General features: G+C 62.1%; 27 protein-coding genes. 12 read left to right on the top strand and 15 right to left on the bottom strand.

Features of this window, described 5'->3' with window-relative positions:
- Window positions 1-67: 67 nt before the first annotated feature.
- The 7 genes from PVV54_RS23445 to exaC all read right to left on the bottom strand — a co-directional run bounded on the left by PVV54_RS23445 (window position 68) and on the right by exaC (window position 7,765).
- Entirely contained in the window at window positions 68-883 is an 816-nt protein-coding gene (locus PVV54_RS23445) for a M90 family metallopeptidase (protein ID WP_274907512.1), read from the bottom strand.
- 7 nt (window positions 884-890) lie between these two features.
- Window positions 891-1,538: a DedA family protein gene (locus PVV54_RS23440; protein WP_274907511.1), complete on the bottom strand. Its 648-nt coding sequence runs from the start codon at window positions 1,536-1,538 to the stop codon at window positions 891-893.
- Between the two features lie 249 nt (window positions 1,539-1,787).
- A complete protein-coding gene (locus PVV54_RS23435) occupies window positions 1,788-2,246 on the bottom strand; it encodes a GNAT family N-acetyltransferase (protein WP_274907510.1) in 459 nt (152 codons plus the stop codon).
- A 105-nt stretch (window positions 2,247-2,351) separates the two neighbouring features.
- Window positions 2,352-3,170, bottom strand: a complete 819-nt coding sequence (eutC, locus tag PVV54_RS23430) for an ethanolamine ammonia-lyase subunit EutC (protein WP_274907509.1) — start codon at window positions 3,168-3,170, stop codon at window positions 2,352-2,354.
- Between the two features lie 8 nt (window positions 3,171-3,178).
- Window positions 3,179-4,573, bottom strand: coding sequence for an ethanolamine ammonia-lyase subunit EutB (locus PVV54_RS23425; protein ID WP_274907508.1), 1,395 nt, complete (start codon window positions 4,571-4,573; stop codon window positions 3,179-3,181).
- Window positions 4,574-4,622: 49 nt separating this feature from the next.
- Window positions 4,623-6,071: an ethanolamine permease gene (gene eat, locus PVV54_RS23420; RefSeq protein WP_274907507.1), complete on the bottom strand. Its 1,449-nt coding sequence runs from the start codon at window positions 6,069-6,071 to the stop codon at window positions 4,623-4,625.
- Window positions 6,072-6,244: 173 nt separating this feature from the next.
- Window positions 6,245-7,765: an acetaldehyde dehydrogenase ExaC gene (gene exaC, locus PVV54_RS23415; protein WP_274907506.1), complete on the bottom strand. Its 1,521-nt coding sequence runs from the start codon at window positions 7,763-7,765 to the stop codon at window positions 6,245-6,247.
- Between the two features lie 243 nt (window positions 7,766-8,008).
- Between exaC and PVV54_RS23410 the strand changes: the two genes are divergently transcribed.
- The 4 genes from PVV54_RS23410 to PVV54_RS23395 all read left to right on the top strand — a co-directional run bounded on the left by PVV54_RS23410 (window position 8,009) and on the right by PVV54_RS23395 (window position 12,293).
- On the top strand, window positions 8,009-9,967 hold the full coding sequence (locus PVV54_RS23410; RefSeq protein ID WP_274907505.1) for a sigma-54-dependent Fis family transcriptional regulator: 1,959 nt from the start codon (window positions 8,009-8,011) through the stop codon (window positions 9,965-9,967).
- A 66-nt stretch (window positions 9,968-10,033) separates the two neighbouring features.
- Entirely contained in the window at window positions 10,034-11,383 is a 1,350-nt protein-coding gene (mpl, locus tag PVV54_RS23405; RefSeq protein WP_274907504.1) for a UDP-N-acetylmuramate:L-alanyl-gamma-D-glutamyl-meso-diaminopimelate ligase, read from the top strand.
- Window positions 11,380-12,009, top strand: a complete 630-nt coding sequence (ubiX, locus tag PVV54_RS23400) for a flavin prenyltransferase UbiX (RefSeq protein ID WP_274907503.1) — start codon at window positions 11,380-11,382, stop codon at window positions 12,007-12,009. The genes mpl and ubiX overlap by 4 nt, the downstream gene beginning before the upstream one ends.
- A complete protein-coding gene (locus PVV54_RS23395; RefSeq protein ID WP_274907502.1) occupies window positions 12,006-12,293 on the top strand; it encodes a YceK/YidQ family lipoprotein in 288 nt (95 codons plus the stop codon). Before ubiX ends, PVV54_RS23395 begins: the two co-directional genes overlap by 4 nt.
- 57 nt (window positions 12,294-12,350) lie before the next feature.
- Here the strand turns inward: PVV54_RS23395 and PVV54_RS23390 are convergent, their stop codons facing one another.
- The 3 genes from PVV54_RS23390 to PVV54_RS23380 all read right to left on the bottom strand — a co-directional run bounded on the left by PVV54_RS23390 (window position 12,351) and on the right by PVV54_RS23380 (window position 15,344).
- The gene (locus PVV54_RS23390) at window positions 12,351-12,995 is read right to left on the bottom strand and encodes an oxidoreductase (protein WP_274907501.1); all 645 of its coding nucleotides are present in this window, start codon (window positions 12,993-12,995) and stop codon (window positions 12,351-12,353) included.
- Window positions 12,996-13,022: 27 nt separating this feature from the next.
- The gene (locus PVV54_RS23385) at window positions 13,023-14,753 is read right to left on the bottom strand and encodes a C13 family peptidase (RefSeq protein WP_274907500.1); all 1,731 of its coding nucleotides are present in this window, start codon (window positions 14,751-14,753) and stop codon (window positions 13,023-13,025) included.
- A gap of 135 nt (window positions 14,754-14,888) precedes the next feature.
- Complete coding sequence (locus PVV54_RS23380; RefSeq protein ID WP_274907499.1) at window positions 14,889-15,344, bottom strand: MaoC family dehydratase; 456 nt, start codon at window positions 15,342-15,344, stop codon at window positions 14,889-14,891.
- A gap of 144 nt (window positions 15,345-15,488) precedes the next feature.
- On the opposite strand from PVV54_RS23380, the gene PVV54_RS23375 reads away from it, so the two are divergent.
- The 3 genes from PVV54_RS23375 to PVV54_RS23365 are packed head-to-tail and all read left to right on the top strand — an operon-like array spanning window position 15,489 to window position 17,164.
- The gene (locus tag PVV54_RS23375) at window positions 15,489-15,851 is read left to right on the top strand and encodes a CidA/LrgA family protein (protein WP_274907498.1); all 363 of its coding nucleotides are present in this window, start codon (window positions 15,489-15,491) and stop codon (window positions 15,849-15,851) included.
- A complete protein-coding gene (locus tag PVV54_RS23370; RefSeq protein WP_274907497.1) occupies window positions 15,848-16,564 on the top strand; it encodes an LrgB family protein in 717 nt (238 codons plus the stop codon). Before PVV54_RS23375 ends, PVV54_RS23370 begins: the two co-directional genes overlap by 4 nt.
- 9 nt (window positions 16,565-16,573) lie before the next feature.
- The gene (locus PVV54_RS23365) at window positions 16,574-17,164 is read left to right on the top strand and encodes an LON peptidase substrate-binding domain-containing protein (RefSeq protein WP_274907496.1); all 591 of its coding nucleotides are present in this window, start codon (window positions 16,574-16,576) and stop codon (window positions 17,162-17,164) included.
- A gap of 37 nt (window positions 17,165-17,201) precedes the next feature.
- Here PVV54_RS23365 and PVV54_RS23360 read toward each other — a convergent pair whose 3' ends face one another.
- Window positions 17,202-17,732: a ferritin-like domain-containing protein gene (locus tag PVV54_RS23360; protein ID WP_274907495.1), complete on the bottom strand. Its 531-nt coding sequence runs from the start codon at window positions 17,730-17,732 to the stop codon at window positions 17,202-17,204.
- A gap of 48 nt (window positions 17,733-17,780) precedes the next feature.
- Window positions 17,781-18,122: an osmotically-inducible lipoprotein OsmE gene (osmE, locus tag PVV54_RS23355; RefSeq protein WP_274907494.1), complete on the bottom strand. Its 342-nt coding sequence runs from the start codon at window positions 18,120-18,122 to the stop codon at window positions 17,781-17,783.
- 123 nt (window positions 18,123-18,245) lie between these two features.
- On the opposite strand from osmE, the gene PVV54_RS23350 reads away from it, so the two are divergent.
- The 3 genes from PVV54_RS23350 (at window position 18,246) to PVV54_RS23340 (ending at window position 20,564) form a co-directional block, all read left to right on the top strand.
- Window positions 18,246-19,136: an esterase/lipase family protein gene (locus tag PVV54_RS23350; RefSeq protein WP_274907493.1), complete on the top strand. Its 891-nt coding sequence runs from the start codon at window positions 18,246-18,248 to the stop codon at window positions 19,134-19,136.
- A 64-nt stretch (window positions 19,137-19,200) separates the two neighbouring features.
- Window positions 19,201-19,485, top strand: a complete 285-nt coding sequence (locus PVV54_RS23345) for a PsiF family protein (RefSeq protein WP_274907492.1) — start codon at window positions 19,201-19,203, stop codon at window positions 19,483-19,485.
- A gap of 71 nt (window positions 19,486-19,556) precedes the next feature.
- The gene (locus PVV54_RS23340; protein ID WP_274907491.1) at window positions 19,557-20,564 is read left to right on the top strand and encodes an AI-2E family transporter; all 1,008 of its coding nucleotides are present in this window, start codon (window positions 19,557-19,559) and stop codon (window positions 20,562-20,564) included.
- A gap of 96 nt (window positions 20,565-20,660) precedes the next feature.
- Here PVV54_RS23340 and PVV54_RS23335 read toward each other — a convergent pair whose 3' ends face one another.
- The gene (locus tag PVV54_RS23335; RefSeq protein WP_274907490.1) at window positions 20,661-21,932 is read right to left on the bottom strand and encodes an Hsp70 family protein; all 1,272 of its coding nucleotides are present in this window, start codon (window positions 21,930-21,932) and stop codon (window positions 20,661-20,663) included.
- A 164-nt stretch (window positions 21,933-22,096) separates the two neighbouring features.
- Between PVV54_RS23335 and cbpA the strand changes: the two genes are divergently transcribed.
- On the top strand, window positions 22,097-23,053 hold the full coding sequence (gene cbpA / locus PVV54_RS23330; RefSeq protein ID WP_274907489.1) for a curved DNA-binding protein: 957 nt from the start codon (window positions 22,097-22,099) through the stop codon (window positions 23,051-23,053).
- A 2-nt stretch (window positions 23,054-23,055) separates the two neighbouring features.
- The gene (locus PVV54_RS23325; RefSeq protein ID WP_274907488.1) at window positions 23,056-23,361 is read left to right on the top strand and encodes a chaperone modulator CbpM; all 306 of its coding nucleotides are present in this window, start codon (window positions 23,056-23,058) and stop codon (window positions 23,359-23,361) included.
- Between the two features lie 102 nt (window positions 23,362-23,463).
- Here PVV54_RS23325 and PVV54_RS23320 read toward each other — a convergent pair whose 3' ends face one another.
- Complete coding sequence (locus PVV54_RS23320) at window positions 23,464-23,979, bottom strand: GNAT family N-acetyltransferase (RefSeq protein WP_274907487.1); 516 nt, start codon at window positions 23,977-23,979, stop codon at window positions 23,464-23,466.
- A gap of 31 nt (window positions 23,980-24,010) precedes the next feature.
- A complete protein-coding gene (gene urtE, locus PVV54_RS23315; RefSeq protein WP_274907486.1) occupies window positions 24,011-24,709 on the bottom strand; it encodes an urea ABC transporter ATP-binding subunit UrtE in 699 nt (232 codons plus the stop codon).
- Window positions 24,710-24,746: the final 37 nt, after the last annotated feature.

The raw sequence follows: 24,746 nt of genomic DNA, 5'->3' as shown, positions 1-24,746 counted from the left end.
AAAAGTGGCGGCGATTATAGGCACATTCCGCCTGGGCATGCCACGCCCCACCTGATGCGCGGGCGCATCAGGCGTGGCTTTCGCGGTAGTCCGGGTGTTCGGCCTGCAGGTGCGCAAGGCGGGTGAGCGGGTCCTGGCGGTAGAACAGCGCCAACTGCTGGTACACCTGTGGATAAGCCTGGTGCAGCAGGTCGGGGGCGCTGAAGAAGTATTCGCTGGTGACCGCAAAGAACTCGGCCGGGTTTTCTGCCGCATAGGGGTCGATGGCGGTTTCGGCGTCGGGGTTGGCGTCGAGCTGGCGGTTGAGGTCGTCAAAGGCCTGCTGCATGGCTGTGGCCCAGGCCTCAACGCGCATGTCAGGGTGCAAGGGCGGCAGGCCGTTGGCGTCGCCGTTGAGCATGTCGAGCTTGTGCGCCAGTTCGTGGATTACCAGGTTGTAGGCTTCCCAACCGCCGCTGCTCAGCACCCCGGCCCAGGCCATGATCACCGGGCCTTGTTGCCACGCCTCGCCACTGTGCTCGGCATCCCACACGTGCTCCACGCCGCTGGCATCGCGGTGGCGTTGGGGGCTCTTGAAATCGTCAGGGTAAAGGATGATTTCGTGAAAGCCTTGGTACCAGTTCAGTTCGCCCAGGTGCAGCAACGGAAGTTGTGCCTGGGCGGCAAGGAACAGGCGTTGCTCGTCGCCCAGTTCAACGCCGGGCAGGGTGGTCAGGTGTTTTTCGAGCAGGAACAGGATGCAGGCCTCGCGCAGCCAGCGGTCCTCGTCGTCGGTGATGCCATCAAGCATCGGTAGGCGGTCGCGAACCACCTGCCATTGCTCGGGGCTTATCGGGTAGCGCGCCAGGGTGCGCTTGCGCCGCCAGGCGCTGAACGACCACATGTGGCCGTCAGTGCGCCTTGGCTGTGCGGCCCAGCCGGCCGCGCAGCAGGCCCAGCACCATCGGTACCAGCGACAGGAAGATGATGCCCACCACCATCAGCGACAGGTGCTGCTTGATGAATGGCACGTTGCCGAAGAAGTAACCCAGTGTGACCAGGCCACCGACCCACAGCAGCGAACCCGCAACGCTGAAGCCCAGGAAGCGTGGGTAGTGCATGCGGGCGATGCCGGCGACGAACGGTGCGAAGGTACGCAGAATCGGCAGGAAGCGCGCCAGGGTCACGGTCTTGCCGCCATGGCGTTCATAGAATTCGTGGGTGCGCTGCAGGTAGTCCCGGCGGAAAATTTTCGAATTGGGCTTGTTGAACAGCCGTTCGCCCGCCGTTCGCCCGATCACGTAGTTGGTGCTGTCGCCCATGATTGCCGCAGCCATCAGCAGGCCAGCCAGCAACACCGGGTCCATGCCGCCGCCCGCAGCCACTGCACCGGCGATGAACAGCAGCGAATCGCCCGGCAGGAAGGGCATTACCACCAGGCCGGTTTCGCAGAAGATCACGGTAAAGAGGATGGCGTAGATCCAGGGGCCGTAGTTGGTGACAAGCAGGTCGAGGTAGGCATCGAGATGCAGGATAAGGTCCAGCGGGTTGAATTCCATGTACAGCACCTGTGTTCTTGACCCGCAGCTACGGGCGCGGACCTGCGGGTGGGTAAAATTTCATACATGTCAGGAGGAGGCATTATACGGCGAAGTGGGCAACGTGCCCGGGGAGATTGTAGCGAGGGGTTACTGGCGTGATTCGGTGCAGGCCTTTTCGCGGATAAATCCGCTCCCACAAGGGTTGTGTTGTACCTGTGGGAGCGGCGGTTCGCCGCTGCGATTTACCCGCGAAGAGGCCAGTACAGGTCAATCGGAGTTGATCGGCAACACGTAGTTCTCGAACTCGGTATCTTTACGAAACCCGATGGACTCGTAAGTCATGCGTGCCACCTCATTGTTGGCACTGGTCGAAACCCGCATCCGCACGGCCTGGGTTTCCCGGGCCATCTTCTTCGCCTCACGCATCAGGTGGTCAGCCACCAGCATGCGCCGGGAATCCTCCGCCACGTAGATATCGTTGAGAATCCATACCCGTTTCAGCGACAGCGACGAAAAGCTCGGGTACAGCTGGCAAAAGCCCATGAGCTTGCCGTCGTCATCGTCCGGCAGTGCCAGGTAGATCACCGACTCGCCGCGTTTGAGGCGCTTTTCCAGAAACGCACGTGAACTGTCAGGGTAAGGAAGCTGCCCATAGAACTCGCGGTATTTCACGAACAGTGGGGTGAGCAGGTCGAGGTGTTCCAGGGTTGCTTTGATGATGCGCATGTGCGGCCCTCAGAGTCCATTTAGGGAAACAGCGGATTGCCAGCATTCAGGTGCATGCTGCCCAATGCAGGCTACAAGCGCAATCCGCCCTCCGTGACATGTTTTTTACCCTTCACCGAGTAGGAAATTTCCTTTTTGGTTGGAAGCGTTATCACTGTCGAGCGTATGGACCTCCGCTTCGTCCTTAAGATTCACACCCGACAGCTGCCGGCGGCAGGCCTCGCGCATCAAGTAAAGCAGGCGATGGGCGGCCATGCCGTAGCTCAGCCCTTCAAGGCGCACATTGGAGATGCAATTGCGGTAGGCATCCGTCAGGCCTACCCGCGGGCCATAAGTGAAGTAAAGGCCCAGGCTGTCGGGCGAGCTGAGCCCTGGGCGCTCGCCGATCAGCATGACGGTCATCTTCGCGCCCAGTAACTGGCCCACTTCGTCGGCCACGGCGACGCGGCCCTGCTGCACCAGTACCACCGGGGCGCTGGTCCAGCCATCGGCCGCCGCCTGTTCTTCGAAACGCGTCAGGAATGGCAGGGTATGGCGGTGCACGGCCAGCGCCGAGAGGCCATCGGCCACCACGATGGCCAGGTCGACGCCGCCCGGGTTGGCTTGCGCATGGGCGCGCAGTGCTTCGACCGAGTCGTCGTTCAGGCGCCGGCCCAGGTCGGGGCGTTGCAGGTATTGGTGACGGTCGCTGGCGGCACTGTGCAACACCAGGCTGTCGCGGCCACGGTCCTTCAGTTGCTCGCTCAGGGCGCCGTGGTCGAAGGGCAGGTGCACAGCATCGCGGGCTTGGGCGTGGGCAAACTGGAAGTCCAGCTGGGCGCCGGTTGGCAGGCTGGTGCCACTGCGGCCCAGGGCAATGCGCGCGGGGGTGAGGGTGCGCAAGGCCAGCCAAGGGTTGTCGGGGGTTGGAGTTCGCGGGTCCATGGTCATCCCTATGCAATCTGCGCCAATGCCTGGCGGAATGCCGGCGGCAGGTTGTCGCCGAAGCGTACGCGGCCATCGGCCTGGGTGAAGATGCCCGTGCGTGCCAGCCAGGCCTCGAATTCCGGGCCTGGCTTCAGGCCCAGTGTCTGGCGGGCGTAGAGCGCGTCGTGGAACGAGGTGGTCTGGTAGTTGAGCATGATGTCGTCGGAACCGGGGATGCCCATGATGAAGTTGATGCCGGCAACGCCGAGCAGGGTCAGCAGGGTGTCCATGTCGTCCTGATCGGCTTCGGCATGGTTGGTGTAACAAATGTCACAGCCCATCGGCACGCCCAGCAGCTTGCCGCAGAAGTGGTCCTCAAGGCCGGCACGGATGATCTGCTTGCCGTTGTACAGGTATTCCGGACCGATGAAGCCGACCACGGTATTCACCAAAAACGGCTTGAAGTGGCGGGCCACGGCGTAGGCGCGGGTTTCGCAGGTTTGCTGGTCGACCCCATGGTGGGCGTTGGCCGACAAAGCGCTGCCCTGGCCGGTTTCGAAATACATCAGGTTTTGCCCGAGGGTGCCGCGGTTGAGCGACAGGCCTGCCTCGTAGCCTTCCTGCAAAACATTGAGGTTGATGCCGAAGCCAGCGTTCGCCGCTTCGGTACCAGCGATGGACTGGAACACCAGGTCCAGCGGCACGCCCCGATTGATGGCCTCAATCGAGGTGGTGACGTGGGTCAGCACGCAGGCCTGAGTAGGGATGTCGTAGCGCTGGATGATGGCGTCGAGCATCTCCAGCAGCGCGCAGATGGATGCAATGCTGTCGGTTGCCGGGTTGATGCCGATCATGGCATCGCCGTTGCCATACAGCAGGCCGTCGAGAATGCTGGCGGCGATCCCGGCGGGTTCATCGGTCGGGTGGTTGGGCTGCAGGCGGGTGGACAGGCGCCCGCGCAGGCCCATGGTGCCGCGAAAACGGGTGACGACGCGGATTTTCTGCGCCACCAGCACCAGGTCTTGCACGCGCATGATTTTCGACACGGCGGCGGCCATTTCCGGTGTCAGGCCCGGGGCCAACGCGCGCAGGCTGTCTTCGTTGGCCTCCTCACTCAGCAACCAGTCGCGCAACCCGCCCACCGTAAGGTGGCTGACTGGCGCAAAGGCCTGCGCTTCGTGGGTGTCGATGATCAGCCGGGTAACTTCGTCTTCTTCGTAGGGGATCAGCGCTTCATTCAGAAAATGGCTGAGCGGGATGTTGGCCAGTGCCATCTGCGCGGCAACCCGCTCGCCGTCGTTGCTGGCGGCAACCCCCGCTAGAAAGTCCCCCGAACGTGCGGGGCTGGCCTTGGCCATCACGTCCTTGAGGCTGTCGAACCGGTAGACCAGGTTGCCTACCGTGTGTACGAAACTTGCCATACAGAATCTCCAGAGCGCCGCAGGCCAGGCCTGCGGCGGGTGTCGGCAATCAGTGCAGGGCCTCTTCGGCCTTCTGGATTGCGGCGAATTCCTCTTCCGGCGTGCCCGCTACCAGGTGGTGGCGGCTGTAGAAAGCAAAGTAGGCAATCAATACCGCATAAATCACTGCGGCGCCAATCACCACCCGTGGGTCGACAAGGAAGCCCGCGACCACCGCGATGCAAGCCAGCACCAGTGCAACGCCCGAGGTGAAGATGCCGCCTGGGGTACGATACGGGCGCTCCATTTTTGGCCGGCGAATACGCAGGGTGATGTGCGCGGCCATCATCAGCACATAGGACAGCGTAGCCCCGAACACTGCCACCAGAATCAGCAGGTCACCCTGGCCGGTCAGCGACAGGGCAAAACCGATGATGCCGGGGATGATCAGTGCCAGTACCGGCGCCTTGCTCTTATTGGTTTCGGAGAGTTTTCGTGGCAGGTAACCCGCACGGGAAAGCGCGAAAATCTGCCGCGAATAGGCGTAGATGATCGAGAAGAACGAGGCGATCAGGCCTGCCAGCCCGACTAGGTTGACGAAGCTGCCCATCCAGGTGGAGCCGCCGTAAGCAATCGACAGCGCCTCGACCAGCGGGTTGCCCGAGGCTTTCAGCGCGTCGGAGCCTGCGCCGCCCGGGCCGACCACCAAAATCAGCAGGGCAAAGGCCACTAGCACCAGCATTGCTCCGATCAGGCCGCGTGGCAGGTCGCGTTTAGGGTTTTTGGTTTCTTCGGCGGCCAACGGTACACCTTCGACGGCCAGGAAGAACCAGATCGCGTAAGGAATAGCTGCCCACACGCCAACATAGCCAAACGGCAGGAAGCTGCTGGCGCCGGCGGCGTCGGTTTGTGCGATGTCGAACAGGTTGGCTGCATCAAAATGGGGCACCATGCCCACCAGGAAAACAGCCAACGCAATGGCCGCGATGGCAGTGATGATGAACATCAGCTTCAGAGCTTCACCCACACCGAAAATGTGGATGCCGATGAACACGATGTAGAACGCCAGGTAGATCATCCAGCCGCCGATGCCGAACAGTGACTCGCAGTAAGCGCCGATGAACACCGCGATGGCTGCAGGAGCAATGGCGTATTCGATCAGAATGGCCGTGCCGGTGAGAAACCCGCCCCAAGGGCCGAAGGCGCTGCGGGCAAAGCCGTAGCCGCCGCCTGCGGTTGGGATCATCGAGGACAGCTCAGCCAGCGAGAAGCACATGCACAGGTACATGGTGGCCATCAGCAACGTGGCCAGGAACATGCCGCCCCAGCCGCCTTGGGCGAGGCCGAAGTTCCAGCCGGCGTAGTCGCCGGAAATCACGTAGGCCACGCCCAGGCCAACCAAAAGCACCCAGCCGGCGGCGCCTTTTTTCAGTTCGCGTTGCTGGAAGTAGTCCGAGCCGACTTTTTCGAAATCTACGGAAGAACCTGCCGATGTGTCGGCGGAGTGATCGCTTGGCATGGGTCACCTGTTTTTTTTCTTGGTGGCCGGAGGGGTTCCGGGCCGATGGTGATGGGGACTGCAGGAAGTGGGCCAGAGCTGTTGGGGCCGCTTTGCGGCCCATCGCGGATCAATCCGCTCCTACAGGGGCACGCCTGTAGGAGCGGATTCATCCGCGAGGGCCGCGGCTCGGTTTAGAAGAAGCCCAGCGGGTTGATGTCGTAGCTCACCAGCAGGTTTTTGGTCTGTTGGTAATGGTCGAGCATCATTTTGTGCGTCTCACGCCCAACGCCTGACTTCTTGTACCCGCCAAACGCGGCATGCGCCGGGTACAGGTGGTAGCAGTTGGTCCACACGCGGCCGGCCTTGATGCCACGGCCCATGCGATAGGCGCGGTTGATGTCGCGGGTCCACACGCCGGCGCCCAGGCCGAACTCGGTGTCATTGGCAATCGCCAGGGCTTCGGTTTCGTCCTTGAAGGTGGTGACGCTGACCACCGGGCCGAAGATTTCCTCCTGGAACACGCGCATCTTGTTGTTGCCCTTGAGCAGGGTCGGCTGGATGTAGTAGCCGGTAGCCAGTGAGCCTTCCAGCTTCTCGACCTTGCCGCCGGTGAGCAGTTCGGCACCTTCCTCCTGGGCAATTTGCAGGTACGAGAGGATCTTCTCGAATTGTTGCTGGGATGCCTGGGCGCCGACCATGGTGTCGGTGTCCAGCGGGTCGCCGCGCTTGATCTGCAGCACCTTCTTCATCACCACTTCCATGAACTGCGGGTAGATCGATTCCTGCACCAGTGCCCGCGACGGGCAGGTGCACACTTCGCCCTGGTTGAAGAATGCCAGCACCATGCCTTCAGCCGCCTTCTCGATGAAGCTCGGCTCGGCCTGCATGATGTCTTCGAAGTACACGTTCGGCGATTTGCCGCCCAGTTCCACGGTGGACGGGATGATGTTATCGGCGGCGCACTTCATGATGTGCGAGCCCACCGGGGTAGAACCGGTGAAGGCAATCTTGGCGATGCGCTTGCTGGTGGCCAGTGCCTCGCCGGCTTCGCGGCCATAACCTTGCACCACGTTCAGCACGCCAGGTGGCAGCAGGTCGCCGATGAGTTCGAGTAGTACGGTGATGCCCAGCGGTGTTTGCTCGGCCGGTTTCAGCACCACGCAGTTGCCGGCAGCCAGCGCCGGGGCGAGTTTCCAAGCGGCCATCAACAGTGGGAAGTTCCACGGGATGATCTGCCCGACCACGCCCAGCGGTTCGTGAATGTGGTAGGCCACTGTGCCTTCGTTGATTTCGGCCGCGCCGCCTTCCTGGGCGCGGATGCAGCCAGCGAAGTAGCGGAAGTGGTCCACGGCCAGCGGGATGTCGGCGTTCAGTGTTTCACGGATTGGTTTGCCGTTGTCCCAGGTTTCGGTAATGGCCAACACTTCGAGGTTTTGCTCGATGCGGTCGGCGATTTTCAGCAGCACGTTGGAGCGGTCCTGCACCGAGGTGCGGCCCCAGGCATCGGCCGCGGCGTGGGCGGCGTCCAGCGCTTTATCGATGTCTTCGGCAGTGGAGCGGGGGAATTCGGCAATCAGCTTGCCGTTCACCGGCGAGGTATTTTCGAAATATTGCCCTTTGACCGGAGCTACGAACTCACCGCCGATGTAGTTGCCGTAGCGGCTCTTGAACGAAACCTTCGAGCCGTCGGTACCGGGATGTGCGTAACGCATGGTGTGTCTCCTGGCTATTGTGTTTGTTAGGGAGTTGAAAAGCGTAGAGCAAAGGTTGGGCCAGCGTTTTGGGTGCCAGCCAAATCAATGACTTGGATCATTTCTACTGGGTTGCGGAACGGGCTGTGTGCCAGCGCTGGCACGGCACACGTGACACTTTGTACCGTTTTCGGCACGCCCTTGACCGGGCGGTCCGCGGGGAGGATGCTGGCTGCACGCTCTATCTGCGGAGAACAACAACTAATGCAGAGCAATCACTTCAGCCGCCATGCCCAGCAGGTGCATACGGTTGCCCGCGGCGCGGCCGGCAGTGACCCTTCCATTGCCCGTTCATGGTTGCGTTGCCTGGAGGACTACCACCTCGACCCCTCAGTGGCCCAGGCGCCGGTGGTGCTTGAGCACGGCCGCCTGCTGGAAAGCCGCGAGCGCCTGAGGCAGGTGCTTAAAATTGCCGACACCGAAATGAACAGCCTGCACCAGCAGCTTTCCGGTGCTGGCCATGCGGTGCTGCTGACCGACGCCCGCGGGGTGATCCTCAACTGTGTAACAGCCCCAAGCGAACGGCGGATCTTTGAACGGGCGGGGTTGTGGCTGGGCGCCGACTGGAGCGAGGCTCGCGAAGGCACCAACGGCATCGGCACCTGCCTGGTGGAGCGCCAGGCATTGACCATCCACCAGGAAGAGCATTTCCGTGGTCGCCACACCGGGCTGACCTGCTCCGCCAGCCCCGTCTTCGACCCCCATGGCGAATTGCTGGCCGTGCTCGACGTGTCCTCTGCGCGGCCTGACGTATCACGCCAGAGCCAGTTCCACACCATGGCGCTGGTCAACCTCTCGGCAAAGATGATCGAGAGTTGCTACTTCCTTCGCCACTTCGAACAGCAATGGTTGCTGCGTTTTCACTTGCAGGCCGAGTCGGTTGGCCTGTTCAGCGAAGGCCTGCTGGCGTTTGACGGGGAAGGCCGGATTTGCGCCGCCAACCAGAGCGCGCTCAACCTGCTGGGCACGGTGCGCGGGGCTGTGCTAGGCAAGTCGATGGAGCGTTTTTTCGCCTGTAGCCATGACGAGTTGTTCAGCCGTGCGATGCCCGGTGGCAGCACGGCCTGGCCGTTGTACACCCATGATGGCCGCCAGGTGTTTGCCAGCGTGCGGGGGCAGGCGCGCATGCCGGTGTGGTCGGTGCCTGCCAGCCAGCCGCTTGCCAGGCCGGCAGAGCAAGCCGGCATCTGCCTGCTCGACCCGGCCCTGCAAAACGACTTCCACCGGGCCCTGCGTGTGTTCGAGCGTGACGTGCCGCTGTTGCTACGCGGCGAAACCGGCTGTGGCAAAGAGGCGTTCGCCCAGGCCGTGCACCAGGCCAGCCAGCGTAGCGGCAAACCGTTTGTGGCCGTCAACTGTGCATCGATCCCCGAGAGCCTCATCGAGAGTGAGCTGTTCGGCTATCGTGGCGGCAGTTTTACAGGGGCGCGTAAGGAGGGTATGCGCGGCAAGCTGCTACAGGCCGATGGTGGCACCTTGCTTCTGGACGAGATCGGCGATATGCCGCTGGCCCTGCAAACCCGCTTGCTGCGTGTACTGGAGGAGCGCCAGGTGGTGCCGATTGGTGGCGAGCCTCAGGCTGTGGATGTGCGCATCATCAGTGCCACCCACCGGGATTTGCTGGAGCGGGTGGAGCAGGGCAGCTTTCGTGAAGACCTTTACTATCGGCTGAACGGGTTGGAAGTAGCGCTACCCGCGGTGCGCGAACGCAGCGACAAGCAGCAGCTGCTGGCGTTTCTGCTGCGTCAGGAAGCGCATGGCCAACTGATCGAGATCGAGCCGCAAGCCCGACAGGCGCTGCTGGACTTTGCCTGGCCGGGCAATGTGCGCCAGATGCGCAACGTACTTCGCACCCTGGTTGCCCTATGTGAGGGCTCACACATAACGTTCGCAGACCTCCCCCCACTCGTTGTGGGAGCGGCCTTGTGTCGCGAAAGGGCCGCAACGCGGCCCCAGGTTCTCAACCCAGCCGCCGAATCCGATGGGGCTGCTTCGCAGCCCGATCGCGACACAAGGCCGCTCCTACAGGCAGAACGCGATGCTTTGGTCGCCAGGATAGAGGCAAACCACTGGCACCTGACGCGGGTTGCCGAGCAATTGGGCATCAGCCGCAATACCTTGTATCGAAAACTGCGCAAACACGGCATTACCCGGGGCGTCTGAGCGAAACAGCGGGTGCGATTTCCCTCGCCCTGGGCTACCCTGCGTCCAGGTTTTGCGAGGTCGACCATGCATATTCACATTCTCGGTATTTGCGGCACTTTCATGGGTTCGCTGGCGGTGCTGGCCAAGGAACTTGGCCACCGCGTCACCGGCTCCGACGCCAACGTCTACCCGCCGATGAGCACCCAGCTCGAAGCCCAGGGCATCGAGCTGACCCAGGGCTATGACCCTGCCCAGCTGGACCCGGCACCGGACCTGGTCGTCATCGGCAACGCCATGTCGCGGGGCAACCCGGCGGTGGAGTACGTGCTCAACAAGGGCCTGCCGTATGTGTCCGGCCCACAGTGGCTGGCGGACCATGTGTTGCAGGGCCGCTGGGTACTGGCCGTGGCCGGCACCCATGGCAAGACCACCACCAGCAGCATGCTGGCCTGGGTGCTGGAGCACGCGGGCATGAGCCCGGGCTTTTTGATCGGTGGCGTGCCACAGAACTTCTCGGTGTCTGCGCGCCTTGGCGGCACGCCGTTCTTCGTGGTCGAGGCCGATGAGTACGACAGCGCCTTCTTCGACAAGCGTTCCAAGTTCGTGCACTACCACCCACGCACTGCGATCCTCAATAACCTTGAGTTCGATCATGCGGATATTTTCCCGGATCTGGCGTCCATCGAACGGCAGTTCCACCACTTGGTACGCACTATTCCGAGTGAAGGCCTGGTGATTCACCCAACCATCGAGCAGGCGCTGGAGCGGGTGATCGGCATGGGCTGCTGGACCCCGGTGCAAACCACCGGCCAAGGTGGCCAATGGCAGGCGCGTTTGCTCAGTGCCGATGGCTCCCGCTTTGAAGTGCTGTTTGATGGTGAAGCACAAGGTGTTGTGGATTGGGCGCTGACCGGCCAGCACAACGTCGCCAATGCCTTGGCCACCCTCGCCGCTGCCCGCCACGTAGGTGTGGTGCCGGCCATGGGCATCGAAGGCCTCAGCGCATTCAAGAGCGTCAAGCGCCGCATGGAAAAGGTTGCCGAAGTACAGGGCGTAACCATCTATGACGACTTCGCGCACCACCCGACTGCCATCGCCACTACCCTGGACGGCCTGCGCAAGCGGGTAGGCGAGGCGCCTGTGATCGCGATCATCGAGCCGCGCTCCAACTCCATGAAGCTGGGCGCCCACCGTGATGGCCTGCCGGAAAGCGTCAACGATGCCGACCAGGTGATCTGGTACGCCCCTGCCAACCTGGGTTGGGACCTGGCTGCCACCGCTGCCCAGTGCACGGTGCCCAGCGTGGTTGCCGACAGCCTTGACGCCATCATTGACCGGGTCAAAGGCCAGGCGCGGCCGGGCACCCATGTCGTGATCATGAGCAACGGTGGCTTCGGCGGCCTGCACGGCAAACTGGCCGAGGCCCTGAAGTGAGCGGGCCGGAACGCATCACCCTGGCCATGACCGGCGCGTCGGGCGCGCAATATGGCCTGCGCCTGCTCGACTGCCTGGTACGTGAAGACCGCGAGGTGCACTTCCTGATCTCCAAGGCGGCGCAACTGGTGATGGCCACCGAAACCGACGTGGTGTTGCCGGCCAAGCCTCAGGCGATGCAGGCCTTTTTGACCGAATACACCGGCGCTGCCGATGGGCAGATCCGCGTGTATGGCAAGGAAGACTGGATGTCGCCGGTGGCCTCCGGCTCAGGCGCGCCCGCTGCGATGGTGGTGGTGCCGTGTTCCACCGGCACGCTGTCGGCCATTGCGACCGGTGCCTGCAACAACCTTATCGAGCGTGCGGCCGACGTGACCTTGAAGGAGCGCCGCCAGTTGATTCTGGTGCCGCGTGAGGCGCCGTTTTCGACCATTCACCTGGAAAACATGCTCAAGCTTTCGCAAATGGGCGCCGTGATCCTGCCGGCTGCACCGGGCTTCTATCACCAGCCGCAGACCATCGATGACCTGGTCGACTTTGTGGTGGCGCGGGTGCTCAACCTGCTGAATATCCCGCAAGACATGTTGCCACGCTGGGGTGAGCACCATTACGGAGTGGATGATTGAAGCGTGCCTTTGCCGGGTTGCTGGCGGCGAGCCTGCTGGGCGGTTGCGCCACGGTGCGCACGCTGGATGCCAACAAGCCGGGGGCACCGGTGGTGTATGCCGGTACGCGGCTGGACTTGTATGTGATCAATGGCGGGTGTTGCCCCAAGGATCATTACGGGGCTGAGGCTCCGGCCTATCCGGGGCTGGACCTGCCGGGGAGCATGTTGCTTGATACGTTGTTGCTGCCGTTGTCGTTGCTGACGGCGGCAGGGGTAGGGTTTCAGGCAACCGGTGGCCTGTGAGGGCCCTTCGCGGCTGAAGCCGCTCCTACAGGGGATATGCGGGCCCTTGCGCAACGATTACTTCTTGCCCAGCTTTCGCAACTCATCCGACTCGACCACCCGAATCCCATCCTCTTCTTCCAACGCCAGCCGCCATAGCGCCCGAGCCAGGGTACAGGCTTCAATCCCCCGATACTTTCCGGGGATCAAGCGCATGAACGGAGATGCCAGCTGTTCACCCAGGCGCGGCGGCACGCGCTCACCCAGCAACAACGAAGGCCTGACGATGGTCAGTTGCGGCCAATCCTGAGCCTTGAGCGCTTCTTCCATCTCGCCCTTGACCCGATTGTAGAAAATCGAAGACTTGGGGTCTGCGCCAATGGCGCTCACCACCAGCAAATGACGTGCCCCCATCTCCCGGGCACGCTTGCTGAACGCCACGACCATGTCCAGGTCCACCGCACGGAAGGCCTGCTCGGAGCCCGCCTGCTTCAGGGTGGTGCCAAGGCAGCAGTAGGCAATATCCACGCGCCCGGCCAGTTGCGGGAGAAACACGGCCGGGTCACCCACCGGGTTTTCCAGGTGCGGGTGCTCGGCCAGCGGCCGGCGGGTTGGCGCCAGTACGCGGCTGATAGTGGGTTCGTTGAGCAGGCGGTCGAGCAGGTGTTCACCCGTAAGACCGGTGGCTCCGGCAAGCAGGACATGCTGAGGCGTCAAATACATGATGTCTCTCCCTTGTTACACACAAGCTTAGTGGGCGCCGGGCTTTTTTGCCTCTTCTGCCTTGGCTTGTGCCGCATTGCGCAAGGCTTCCTCAGCTTGATGCTGGCGCAGGCGCTGCCAATGTGCCAGTACTGCTGGCGGCGCCCACATTTGCGGCTCGGAGGCTTCAAAACCTTCCCTTTGTTCTCGTTCGGCAACGCTGCTGCGCGCCAGTTCAAACGCCTGTTTCAGGTCGTCGGTCTGGTTCAGTGCCTGGGCGAACAAGGCATCGCCGAAGTAGGTGAAGTCGGCTTCTTCGGAACAGCCGAACGACACCCGATCGGCCCGAGCGGCGGTCATGATGAGGGTTCGCTCATCCTTCAATGGGGCGATGTAGCCCCCTGAATAACAGGCAGAGATGACGATTACCTTGTCGCGGTCCTTCAGCGGGGCGAGGGCGCTGGCCAGTTCGTCGGCGGGCAGGTCGGCCAACTGCAGGCGCGGCTGGTCGAGCAAGAACTGGTGGTCGTGGCTGCCGTGGCTGGTGAGGTAGATGAACACCAGGTCTTCCGGGCCGCTGCGCTCGGCCAAGGTGCGGGCGGCGCGGGTAATGTTCTCGCGGGTGGCCATGGGCCGCGTGGTCATCTGGTCGCGGTGGTTTACCAGCGTGACTTGGCCACGGGCACCGAAACGCACTTTGAGCATGTTGCTGACGTAGTCGGCTTCACGCAGAAACACACTTTGCTGGCCATCGCCGGCCACCACCAGGCTGTACAGCTGGATAGGTGATATCGAGCGGGGTACACGGGCCAGCGACTCTTCAAGTAGCCGGCCTTGATTAAGCAGGGCCAGGTCCAGTGGGTCGGCCAGCAGCTTGCCGTGCTGGTCGCGTACGCGCACGCCGTTGGCCCATTGCCCGGCTTCGACTTTTCCGTTGGGCAAGGTCAGGCGCCCTTGGCCCTGATACGCATCGTTTTCGAAACCGCCCACGTATTTGCTGCCGTCGGGCAGTTGCAGGCTGCCCTGGCCGTGCAGGCGCCAGTCAACGAAGCTGCCCTTGTAATGGCTGCCGTCGCTGCCCAGCAGTTCACCTTCACCGAGCAGCGCCCCATCCTTGAATTCGCCAATCCACACATCACCGTCGGCATTTTCGTAGCGGCCGCGGCCTTCGAGGCGGTTGTCCTTGAACTCACCGATGTACTGCTCGCCATCGACGCTGTCGTACGTGCCGCTGCCTTGCAACTGCCCATCGACGAAGCGGCCGCTGAACTGGTTGCCGCTGGCGTCACTGCGCACTCCGGCGCCGTTGGGCTTACCTTTGGCGAACAGGCCTTGGTAGCGGCTGCCATCAGCCAGCTCCAGCTCGCCTGCACCTTCGTACTGGTCGTCCTTGAACTGGCCGCGGTAGGTCTGGTCGGCCTGCTTCAGTGAGCCTTCGCCATCACGCCGCCCATGGCTGAAGGTGCCTGCATAGTGGCTGCCAGGTGTGGTCAGGTCGCCCAGGCCCTGGAACAGCCCGGCAGCAAACTGCCCGCGATACACCTCGCCATTGCTGCCGTGCCATTCGCCCTGGCCATGCCACTGGCCGTCCTTGAAGCCACCGGCGTACCAGCTGCCATTGGGGTAATCGATGCGCCCTTCGCCTTGCAGCAGGCCATCCACCACCTGGCCCCGGTAGCGGCCGCCGTCAGGCAGGCGTGCGTCTGGCGGCGACAGCGACTCACCGTCGCCACAGGCGGCGAGCATCAGGGTCAGGGCGAGCGGGAGCAATGGACGCATGGCGGAATCCGGGCAAAAAGTCTGCCGAGTATGCCGCAGAACGGGGTGGGGCAGATATGGGGGCATCTGCCTTCGTGCGGTAGGCCTGCACCTACAGAGCTTGTAGGCGCGGGCCAGCCACGGGAAAAGGCCCGATCAGACGAAGCAGAGCGACAGCGGTTCCGCAATGTAGGCCGGCTTTTCTTCGCCTTCAATTTCCAGTGTCACCGTTGCCTTGAGCAACCACTGCCCCGGCTTCTTTTCGGTCACCTCACCCAGGTCCACCTTCAGGCGCACCTTGCTGTCTACCTTCACTGGCTGAATGAATCGCACACTGTCCAAACCGTAGTTGACGACCATCTTCAGCCCTTCGGGCAATACGAGGATGTCTTCCATCAGCTTGGGGATCAGCGAGAGGGTGAGGAACCCGTGGGCAATGGTGGAGCCGAAAGGTGTTTTAGCCGCCTTGACCGGGTCCACATGAATGAACTGGAAATCACCGGTGGCCTCGGCGAACAAATTGATGCGCTCCTGATCGATCGTCAGCCAATCGGAACGTCCCAGTTCCTTTCCAACGTACTGCGACAGCTCGTTAACCGGTACATAGGGCATCTGCGACTCTCCAAGTTGTCATTTGGTACGAAGGTGCAAGATCAGCACGCCCAAGCGTTTCAGTCAAGTTGCCTGCTTTTCGGCGAATATCGGCTTATCGGCTGTGCGTGCTTATAATGGCCGGCATGCCCGAAGGAGATGCTTATGCTGTTGCGTGGTTTGACCTGGCTGGTGTTGTTTCAATTGCTGGGGACGGCGATCAATCACCTGTTCGTACCGATTCTGCCGGGCCCGATCATCGGCCTGCTGCTGTTGTTGGCCTTTCTCATGGCCAGGGGCGAAGTGGGCAAGCCTTTGAATGAGGCGGCTGGCAGCTTGCTGCGTTACCTGCCATTGCTGTTGGTGCCGCCTGCCGTGGGGGTGATGGTCTATGCCAAGGACATCGCTGCAGATTTTTGGGCCATTGTCGGTGCCTTGCTGATCTCTTGCCTGGTCACCTTGGTGTTCGTTGGTGTGTTGATGCAAAAACTCATGCATCGCCAGGGCAAAGGTGAGGAGCAGCCATGATGTTCGACTGGCATGGCGCTATTGATGCCGTGGTGCACCACCCGTTGTTCGGCATTGGCATTACCTTGGGGGCGTACCAGATCGTGCTCGCCGCCTACGAGAAAACCCGCTGGATCTTCCTGCAGCCGGTGCTGGTTTCGATGCTGGTGGTGATCGGTGTGTTGCTGGTGTGCGGCATCGACTACAGCGAGTACCGCAAAAGCACCGAAATCATGAACATCCTGCTGGGGCCTGCCACCGTGGCCCTTGCCGTACCGCTCTACCTCAACCTGCGGCGTATCCGCCAACTGTTCTGGCCCACATTTACTACGCTGGTAATCGGGGGCCTGTTCGCCACCCTTTGCTGCCTGTTGCTGGGCTGGTGGTTTGGTGCCGAGCACATGATCCTCATGACCATGGCGCCCAAGTCGGTGACCTCGCCGATCGCCATGCTGGTAGCGGAGCAAATTGGTGGCGTGGCAGCATTGGCCGCCGTGTTCGTGCTGATCACGGGGGTGATCGGGGCAATATTCGGCCCGGCGCTGTTGAGCCGCTTTGGTGTACACAGCCCCGAGGCGCGTGGTATGTCGCTGGGCGTTACGGCACATGCCGTGGGCACTTCGGTGGCCCTGCAGGAAAGTGACGAGTGCGGCGCATTTGCCGCGTTGGCGATGAGCCTGATGGGGGTGGCCACGGCGGTGTTCCTGCCGTTGGCGGTCAGCCTGGTGGCTTGAGGACTTGTGATGACGCTACCGCTGTTTCCCCTGAATACCGTGCTGTTTCCCGGGTGCCTGCTGGATTTGCAGATCTTCGAGGCGCGCTACCTGGACATGATCGGCCGTTGCATGAAGCAGGGCGCCGGTTTTGGCGTGGTGTGCATTGTCGAAGGCGAACAGGTTGGCAAAGCACCACCCGTGGTGGCATCGATCGGCTGCGAAGCGATGATTCGCGATTTCGTGCAGCAGGATAACGGCCTGCTGGGTATACGTGTTGAGGGTGTGCGGCGCTTTGAGCTGAGCCAGACCGAGGTGCAGAAGGACCAGCTGCTGGTAGGGGAGGTGAGTTGGTTGCCAGAGCAGCCAGACAGCCCCTTGACCGAGCACGATGACGACCTGCTGGCGCTGTTGGTGGCGCTTGGCGAGCACCCGATGGTCGAGGCCCTGGACATGCCGCGCGAGGTCGATGGGCGCCAGGCGTTGGCCAATCAGCTGGCGTATCTGTTGCCGTTCATGGAAGAGGACAAGCTCGATTTGCTGGCGATCGATTCACCCCAGCAGCGGCTGGAAGAAATCCAGAAGCTGCTGGAGCGGATTCAGGGCGAACTGTTCGCCTGACGGAGGCTGCGGGTACAACTGGCCTGCGCGGCAGCAATCACAGCCCCTGCAGCAAATCCGACATGTCGTCTGCGTGCTCTTCTTCCTGCGCCAGAATGTCCTCGAAGATGCGTCGCGTGGTCGGGTCCTTGTCACCAATGTACTGAATGATTTCCCGGTAGCTGTCGATCGCAATCCGCTCGGCCACCAGGTCTTCCAGCACCATCTCTTTTAGTGAACTGCCCGCCACGTACTGGGCGTGGGAATTCTTGGTCAGGTTGTCCGGGTTGAAATCCGGCTCGCCACCCAACTGCACGATGCGCTCGGCCAGCTTGTCGGCGTGCTCGGCTTCCTGGGTGGCATGCTCCAGGAATTCCGCGGCCGCCACGCTCGCCTTGATACCGCTGGCCATGAAGTAGTGGCGCTTGTAGCGCAGCACGCAAACCAGTTCGGTTGCCAGCGACTCATTCAGCAGGCGCAGGATCTCTTGGCGATCCGCCTGGTAGCCCTCGGTCACCGCGCCATCTTCTACATGCTGGCGGGCGCGCTTGCGCAGGGTTTGCACATCGGTCAGTTCAACATTGCTCATGGTTGTCTCCAAACAGATCAGGACAGGTGGTCAGGGTGGGCGGGAGGCTTACGCGCCTTTTACGGCATCGCTGTCCTCTTCACGTTGTTTACAGGTCTTGAAGCCCTTGGCATCCACGTGGCCGGTGGCGTCGAAGCGCACGTAGTAAGGCTGCTGGTGGCCGTCGCGGTTGAGGATGTAGTCGTTGCAGGTGCCGCCATGGGGCAGGTCGATCACGTTGGATGGGCTGCCGCCGATGGCAATGACCTTCTGCATGGTCATGCCATTTTCCACCTGCTTGACCAGCGGCTCGTCGCGGTAGGTGACGTAATCCACCGGGTTTTCCGGGCGGCTGCCGCAGGCGGCCAGGGTTGCGCTTGCCAGAAGGATTGCCAGGGTCTGTTTGTACATGGTCCCGCTCCTTGCTCAGGGTCTGTTTTGGTTGGAACCGCGCGGCGCGCCGGGAGTTCGATTGCGATCGTCATCAGCAGAGGGGTAGTGTTGGCCGGTCGACCACGGAAAGGGGCTGGGGCAATGCAACAGGAACTGGCAACGCGATACCCTCTGGTGCTGGTGCCGGGCATGCTCGGTTTTGTCCGGCTGGTGCTTTACCCTTACTGGTTCGGCATCGTGCCGGCCTTGCGCAAAGGCGGGGCACAGGTATTCCCCGTGCAGATTTCGCCGTTGCACGCCAGCGAAGTACGGGGTGAGCAGTTACTGGCGATCATCGAGGACATCTGCCAGCGCACGGGTGCCGAAAAGGTCAACCTGATTGGCCATAGCCAAGGTGCGTTGAGTGCCCGTTACGCGGCAGCCAAGCGCCCGGATCGCGTTGCGTCGGTGACTTCGGTGGCCGGCCCCAACCATGGTTCGGAGCTGGCCGACCACCTGGCACGCACGGCGCCGGGTGACTCACCCCAAGGGCGCATCCTCAGGGCGGTGCTGCATGGCCTGGCCGTGCTGCTGGTGTGGCTCGAAACCGGCTGGCGTCGTGATCCGCTGCCCATCGACGTGCACGCCTCGCACCAGTCGCTGACCAGCCCTGGGGTAGCGCTGTTCAACCAGGCTTATCCACAGGGCCTGCCGACCACGTGGGGCGGCGAGGGGCCGGGCGAGGTCAATGGCGTGCGCTACTACTCCTGGTCGGGCACCTTGCAGCCAGGCATCACCGACCAGGGCCGCAATCGTTTTGATGGCAGCAACCGCTTCTGCCGCCTGTTTGCACGCAGCTTCGTCAAGGAAAAGGGCCAGTGTGACGGCATGGTCGGGCGTTTCAGCTCGCACCTTGGCCAAGTGATTGGTGACGACTACCCGCTAGACCACCTCGACATCGTCAACCAGTCTCTCGGCGCGGTAGGCAAGGGTGCCGAACCTGTGCGTTTGTTTACCGAGCACGCTGCACGCCTGAAGGCTGCCGGGCTGTAGGAAAATGTTGGCTACACTCACCAGCACCACCGCGCACAGGGCGCGGGCACCGGGAGACCACTCCATGAAGATGCTGCACGTGCCATTGCTGGCGTTGGCTGTGTTGTTCAGTGCGCAAGGCTTTGCTGCCACCGCACAACAGCAGAAGATGACAACCTGCAACGCCGACGCCACTGCCAAGGCCCTCAAAGGTGATGAGCGCAAAGCCTTCATGAGCACCTGTCTGAAGAAGGACGTGCCGCAAACCCAGCAGGAAAAAATGAAGACCTGCAACGCCGACGCCAGCACCAAGGCCCTCAAGGGTGACGAGCGCAAGGCTTTCATGAGCGACTGCCTGAAGAAGAAATGACCTGCGCCTATGCGTGTAGGACGAAGGCTGGCAGACTGCGGGTAAATTCCGCTGTCTGCCCCTGAGGCTGTATGACCTTCACCCCCCGCCAGGTCACCCTGGCCAGCTGGATCATCGTATTTGCCGGCCTGCTGCTGGCGCTGCCCCTGAAACTGCTGCCCAGCCTGCTGGCCGGGCTGCTGGTGTTCGAACTGGTCAATATGCTCACGCCACGCCTGCAGCCGGTGATTGCCGGGCAGCGCGCGCGTTGGTTGGCTGTTGCCCTGCTTGGCACGCTGGTGGTCAGCACCCTGACCTTGCTGATAGCCGGGGCATTCAGCTTCCTGCTGCACGAGGCGGAAAACCCGGGCGCCTCGCTGGACAAGTTCATGGCCTTGGTCGAGCGTGCCCGTGGCCAGCTGCCGCCGTTCATCGAAGGTTACCTGCCGGCCAGTGCGGCGGAGTTCAAGGTGGCCATCGGGGAATGGATCAGGAGCCACCTGAGCGACCTGCAACTGGTCGGCAAGGGCATGGCGCATATGTTCGTGACCTTGCTGATTGGCATGATCCTCGGCGCGATCGTTGCGCTGCAGCGCATTCCGGACATTTCACGGCGCAAACCGTTGGCGGCTGCGTTATTCGAGCGCCTGAGCCTGCTGGTGCAAGCGTTTCGCAACATCGTTTTCGCGCAGATCAAGATTTCGCTGTTGAATACGGCGTTCACGGGCATCTTCCTGGCGGTGGTTCTGCCGCTGTTTGGCGTGCACCTGCCGCTGACCAAGACGCTGATCGTGCTGACCTTTTTGCTGGGGCTGCTGCCGGTGATCGGCAACCTGATGTCCAACACCCTGATCACGATTGTCGGCCTGTCGCTTTCGATTTGGGTTGCGGCGGCTGCGCTGGGGTATTTGATCGTTATCCACAAGGTCGAGTATTTCCTCAACGCGCGGATCGTGGGTGGGCAGATCAGTGCCAAGGCGTGGGAGCTGTTGCTGGCGATGCTGGTGTTCGAGGCGGCGTTCGGGTTGCCGGGAGTGGTGGCGGGGCCGGTTTATTATGCCTACCTGAAGAGCGAGTTGAAGCGGGCGGAGCTGGTTTGATTTAGGGGCTGGCCTCATCGCGGATAAATCCGCTCCTACAAGGGGTGTGCGTCCCTTGTAGGAGCGGCTTTAGCCGCGATGGCGCCAACGCGGATATCAGACCGATCCGTACCGCTTGCGCGCCTCAATCGCCAACCCGCTACCAATGCTGCCAAAGATGTTCCCTTCGACATGCCGCGCATTCGGCAGCATCGCCGCAACACTGTTACGCAAAGCCGGAATCCCGCTCGAACCGCCGGTGAAGAACACCGTGTCAACCTGGCCCTCACTCACACCTGCCTTGGCCAACAGTTCGCTGACGCTACCGCGTACCCGCTCCAGCAAACCTTCAATGGCACCTTCGAACACGGCACGGGTCAGGTCCACACCCAGTTCGCGCTCCACACGGCCGAGGTCTACACGGCGGCTTTCGCAGTCGGTGAGTTCGATCTTGCTGGCCTCCACTTCCATCGCCAGCCAGTGCCCGGCGCGCTGCTCGATCAGCTTGAACAGGCGGTCGATGCCCAGCGTGTCTTCGATGTCGTAGCGCATGCTGCCCAAGGCCAGCTGCGACTTCTGCGAGTACAGGGCGTTGATGGTGTGCCAGGTGGCCAGGTTGAGGTGATAGCTGGTGGGCATGAGTGCGCCGCTTTTCATGCGGCTGCCGTAGCCGAACAGCGGCATTACGCCTTGCAGGCTCAGCTGCTTGTCGAAGTCGGTACCGCCGATGTGCACGCCGCCGGTGGCCAGGATGTCGCTCTGGCGCTCGGCCACCTGGTGGCGCTCGGGTGACAGGCGGATGAGGGTAAAGTCCGAAGTACCACCGCCGATATCGACAATCAGTACCAGTTCTTCACGGCTGATGCCGGATTCATAGTCGAACGCCGCGGCAATGGGTTCGTACTGGAACGACACGTCTTTGAAGCCGATCTTGCGGGCCACTTCGGCCAGGGTGTCTTCGGCCTCCTGGTCAGCAGCCGGGTCTTCGTCGACGAAAAACACCGGGCGGCCCAGCACCACCTGGTCGAATTCGTGGCCTGCAGAAGTTTCGGCGCGCTTTTTCAGCTCGCCGATGAACATGCCAAGCAAGTCCTTGAAGGGCAGGGCGCTGCCCAGCACGCTGGTATCATGTTTGATCAGCTTGGAGCCGAGCAGGCTCTTGAGCGAGCGCATCAGGCGGCCTTCGTAGCCCTCCAGGTACTCGTGCAGGGCCAGGCGGCCGTACACCGGGCGACGTTCCTCGATGTTGAAGAACACCACCGAAGGCAAGGTGATCTTGCCGTCTTCCAGGGCAATCAGCGATTCGACGCCCGGGCGGTGCCAGCCGACCGTGGAGTTGGAGGTGCCGAAGTCGATGCCAAGGGCACGGGCCGGTGATACGTCAGACATGGGAAAGGGCTTCCGGAGGCAAAACGGCCGCGCAGTTTATGCCAGTTGGCAACAGAATCAAGACCGATCGTCTGCCTTGGGGCAAAGCCAAGCGAACCTTGAAAGGCTATGCTTGGACCCTATCTTCAGATGCAACACGAAAATTCACACTTGGTGATCCACAGATGGACTTCAAAGACTATTACAAGATACTCGGCGTAGAGCCCACGGCGGACGAGAAGGCGATCAAGGCCGCGTACCGCAAGCTGGCGCGCAAGTATCACCCCGACGTCAGCAAGGAGCGGGACGCCGAGGACAAATTCAAGGAGGCCAACGAGGCCTACGAAGTGCTGGGTGATGCCCAGAAGCGCGCCGAATTTGACGAGATCCGCAAATACGGTGGCCAGCATGGCCGGCCGTTCCAGGCCCCGCCGGGCTGGGAGAACCGTGGTGGTGCGGGCGGAGGCTTCGAGGGCGGCGATTTTTCTGACTTCTTCAGCTCGATTTTCGGCGCCCGTGGCGGCAACCCGTTCGGTGGTGGCCGCAGTCAACAACGTAGCGCCGGCAGGCGAGGGCAGGACGTGGAACTGGAACTGGCCATCTTCCTTGAAGAAACCCTGAGCAAGGAATCGAAGCAGATCAGCTTCCAGGTGCCGCAAACCAACGCGGCAGGCCAGCGCACCGGCTTCACCACCAAGACCCTGAACGTGAAGATCCCGGCCGGGGTGACCGACGGCGAGCGCATCCGCCTTAAGGGCCAGGGTGCGCCGGGCAGTGGTGGTGGCGCCAATGGCGACCTGTTCCTGACCATCCGCATGGCACCGCACCCGCTGTTCGATGTCGAAGGCCATGACCTGATCATCACCGTGCCGCTGGCACCGTGGGAGGCTGCGCTGGGCACCAAGGTTGCAGTACCGACCTTGACCGGCAAGATCAACCTGACCATCCGCCCCGACAGCCAGAGCGGCCAGCGCCTGCGCGTACCGGGCATGGGCCTGGCCAACAAGCAGGGCGAGCGCGGCAACCTTTATGCCCAGCTCAAGGTGGTCATGCCGCCGACATCCGACGCGTCTACCCGCGAACTGTGGACCAAGCTTTCCGAGAAGGCTGCGTTCAATCCGAGGACACAATGGAGTAAGTGATCATGAGCAGCACCCTGATCGTTCAACTGGACATGCATACCCTGTGTCAGGAGGCCGACATCACGGCCGACTACGTGATCGAAATCGTCGAGCACGGCATTGTTGAGCCTTCGGGGCGAACGCCGGAGGATTGGGTGTTCGATGACCAGGCGCCGTTGTTGGCAAAGCGAGCGGTCAAGCTGCATCAGGAACTTGAGCTGGAATGGGAAGGGGTGGCGCTGGCGCTGGAACTGCTGCAGGAGGTGCAGCAGTTGCGCAGTGAGAACAGCATGTTGAAACAGCGGTTGGGCAGGTTTACCCAGATGTGAAGGTTGCAGGCCCGGCCCTATCGCGGATAAATCCGCTCCTACAGGACGTACGCTTGTAGGAGCGGATTTATCCGCGATAGGCCGGGCCTGTAACCTTCACCATCAGCCAGGCTCAGCCCCCGGATTCAACACCAACTGCATAAACGTCAAATCCAGCCACCGCCCAAACTTCACCCCCACCTGCGGCATCTGCCCGGTCACCACAAACCCCAGCCGCTCATGCAGCCGCACCGACGCCGCATTACCACTCTCGATGGCCGCGACCATCACATGCTTGCCACAACCCCGGGCCCGCTCGATCAACCCTGCCATCAGCACTGGCCCAAGCCCTTTGCCACGCTGGTCGGAGCGAATGTAGACCGAGTGCTCCACGGTTTGCCGAAAACCCTCGAACGGCCGCCAGTCGCCAAACGATGCATAGCCCAGCACGCCCGTGTCATCCACGGCGACCAGAATCGGGTAACCCTGCTGGGCCCGTGCTTCAAACCAGGCCTGGCGGTTGGCCAGGTCCACCGGGGTTTCATTCCAGATTGCCGTTGTGTTGCGCACGGCATCGTTGTAGATGTCGAGAATGCCCGGTACATCGGCGGGCAAGGCGTCGCGAATTTCGTAACTCATCACTGCATCTCGCAAGGTCGATGCCAGCAGATTAAATGGTTACCAGCCCGCGTACACCCTCCGCTTGCATGTTTTCACCACGGCCACGCTGAATGATCTCGCCACGGGCCATCACCAGATACTGGTCGGCCAGCTCTTCGGCAAAGTCATAGAACTGCTCGACCAGCAGAATGGCCATGTCGCCGCGTTCGGCCAGGCGGCGGATCACTGCGCCGATTTCCTTGATGACCGACGGCTGAATGCCTTCGGTGGGCTCATCGAGGATCAGCAACCGCGGGCGGCTGGCCAGGGCGCGGCCGATGGCCAACTGTTGCTGCTGGCCGCCGGAAAGGTCGCCGCCACGGCGCTGTTTCATCTGCTCCAGCACCGGGAACAATTCGTAGATGAAGGCCGGCACTTCCTTGGCCTCGCGGGCCGGGAAGCGTGACAGGCCCATCAACAGGTTCTCTTCCACGGTCAGCCGGGGGAAGATTTCACGGCCCTGGGGCACGTAGGCGATGCCAGCGTGAACCCGCTGTTGCGGCTTCAGCGTGGTGATGGGTTTGCCTTCCCATTCAACGCTGCCTTCGCGGGCCGGTACCAGGCCCATGAGGCAACGCAGCAGGGTGGTTTTACCCACGCCGTTGCGGCCCAGCAGGCAAGTGACTTCGCCGATTTTGGCTTCGAAGGACAGGCCGCGCAGGATGTGGCTGCCGCCGTAGAACTGGTGCAGGGTGTCGATTTTCAGCATGTGTGGTTCCTGGAAAATCTGCTTTGCCTGTGCCGGC

The organism is Pseudomonas sp. PSKL.D1 (assembly GCF_028898945.1).
In the GTDB taxonomy this organism is placed as follows: domain Bacteria; phylum Pseudomonadota; class Gammaproteobacteria; order Pseudomonadales; family Pseudomonadaceae; genus Aquipseudomonas.
This window is presented reverse-complemented; position numbering and strand designations above follow the sequence as displayed.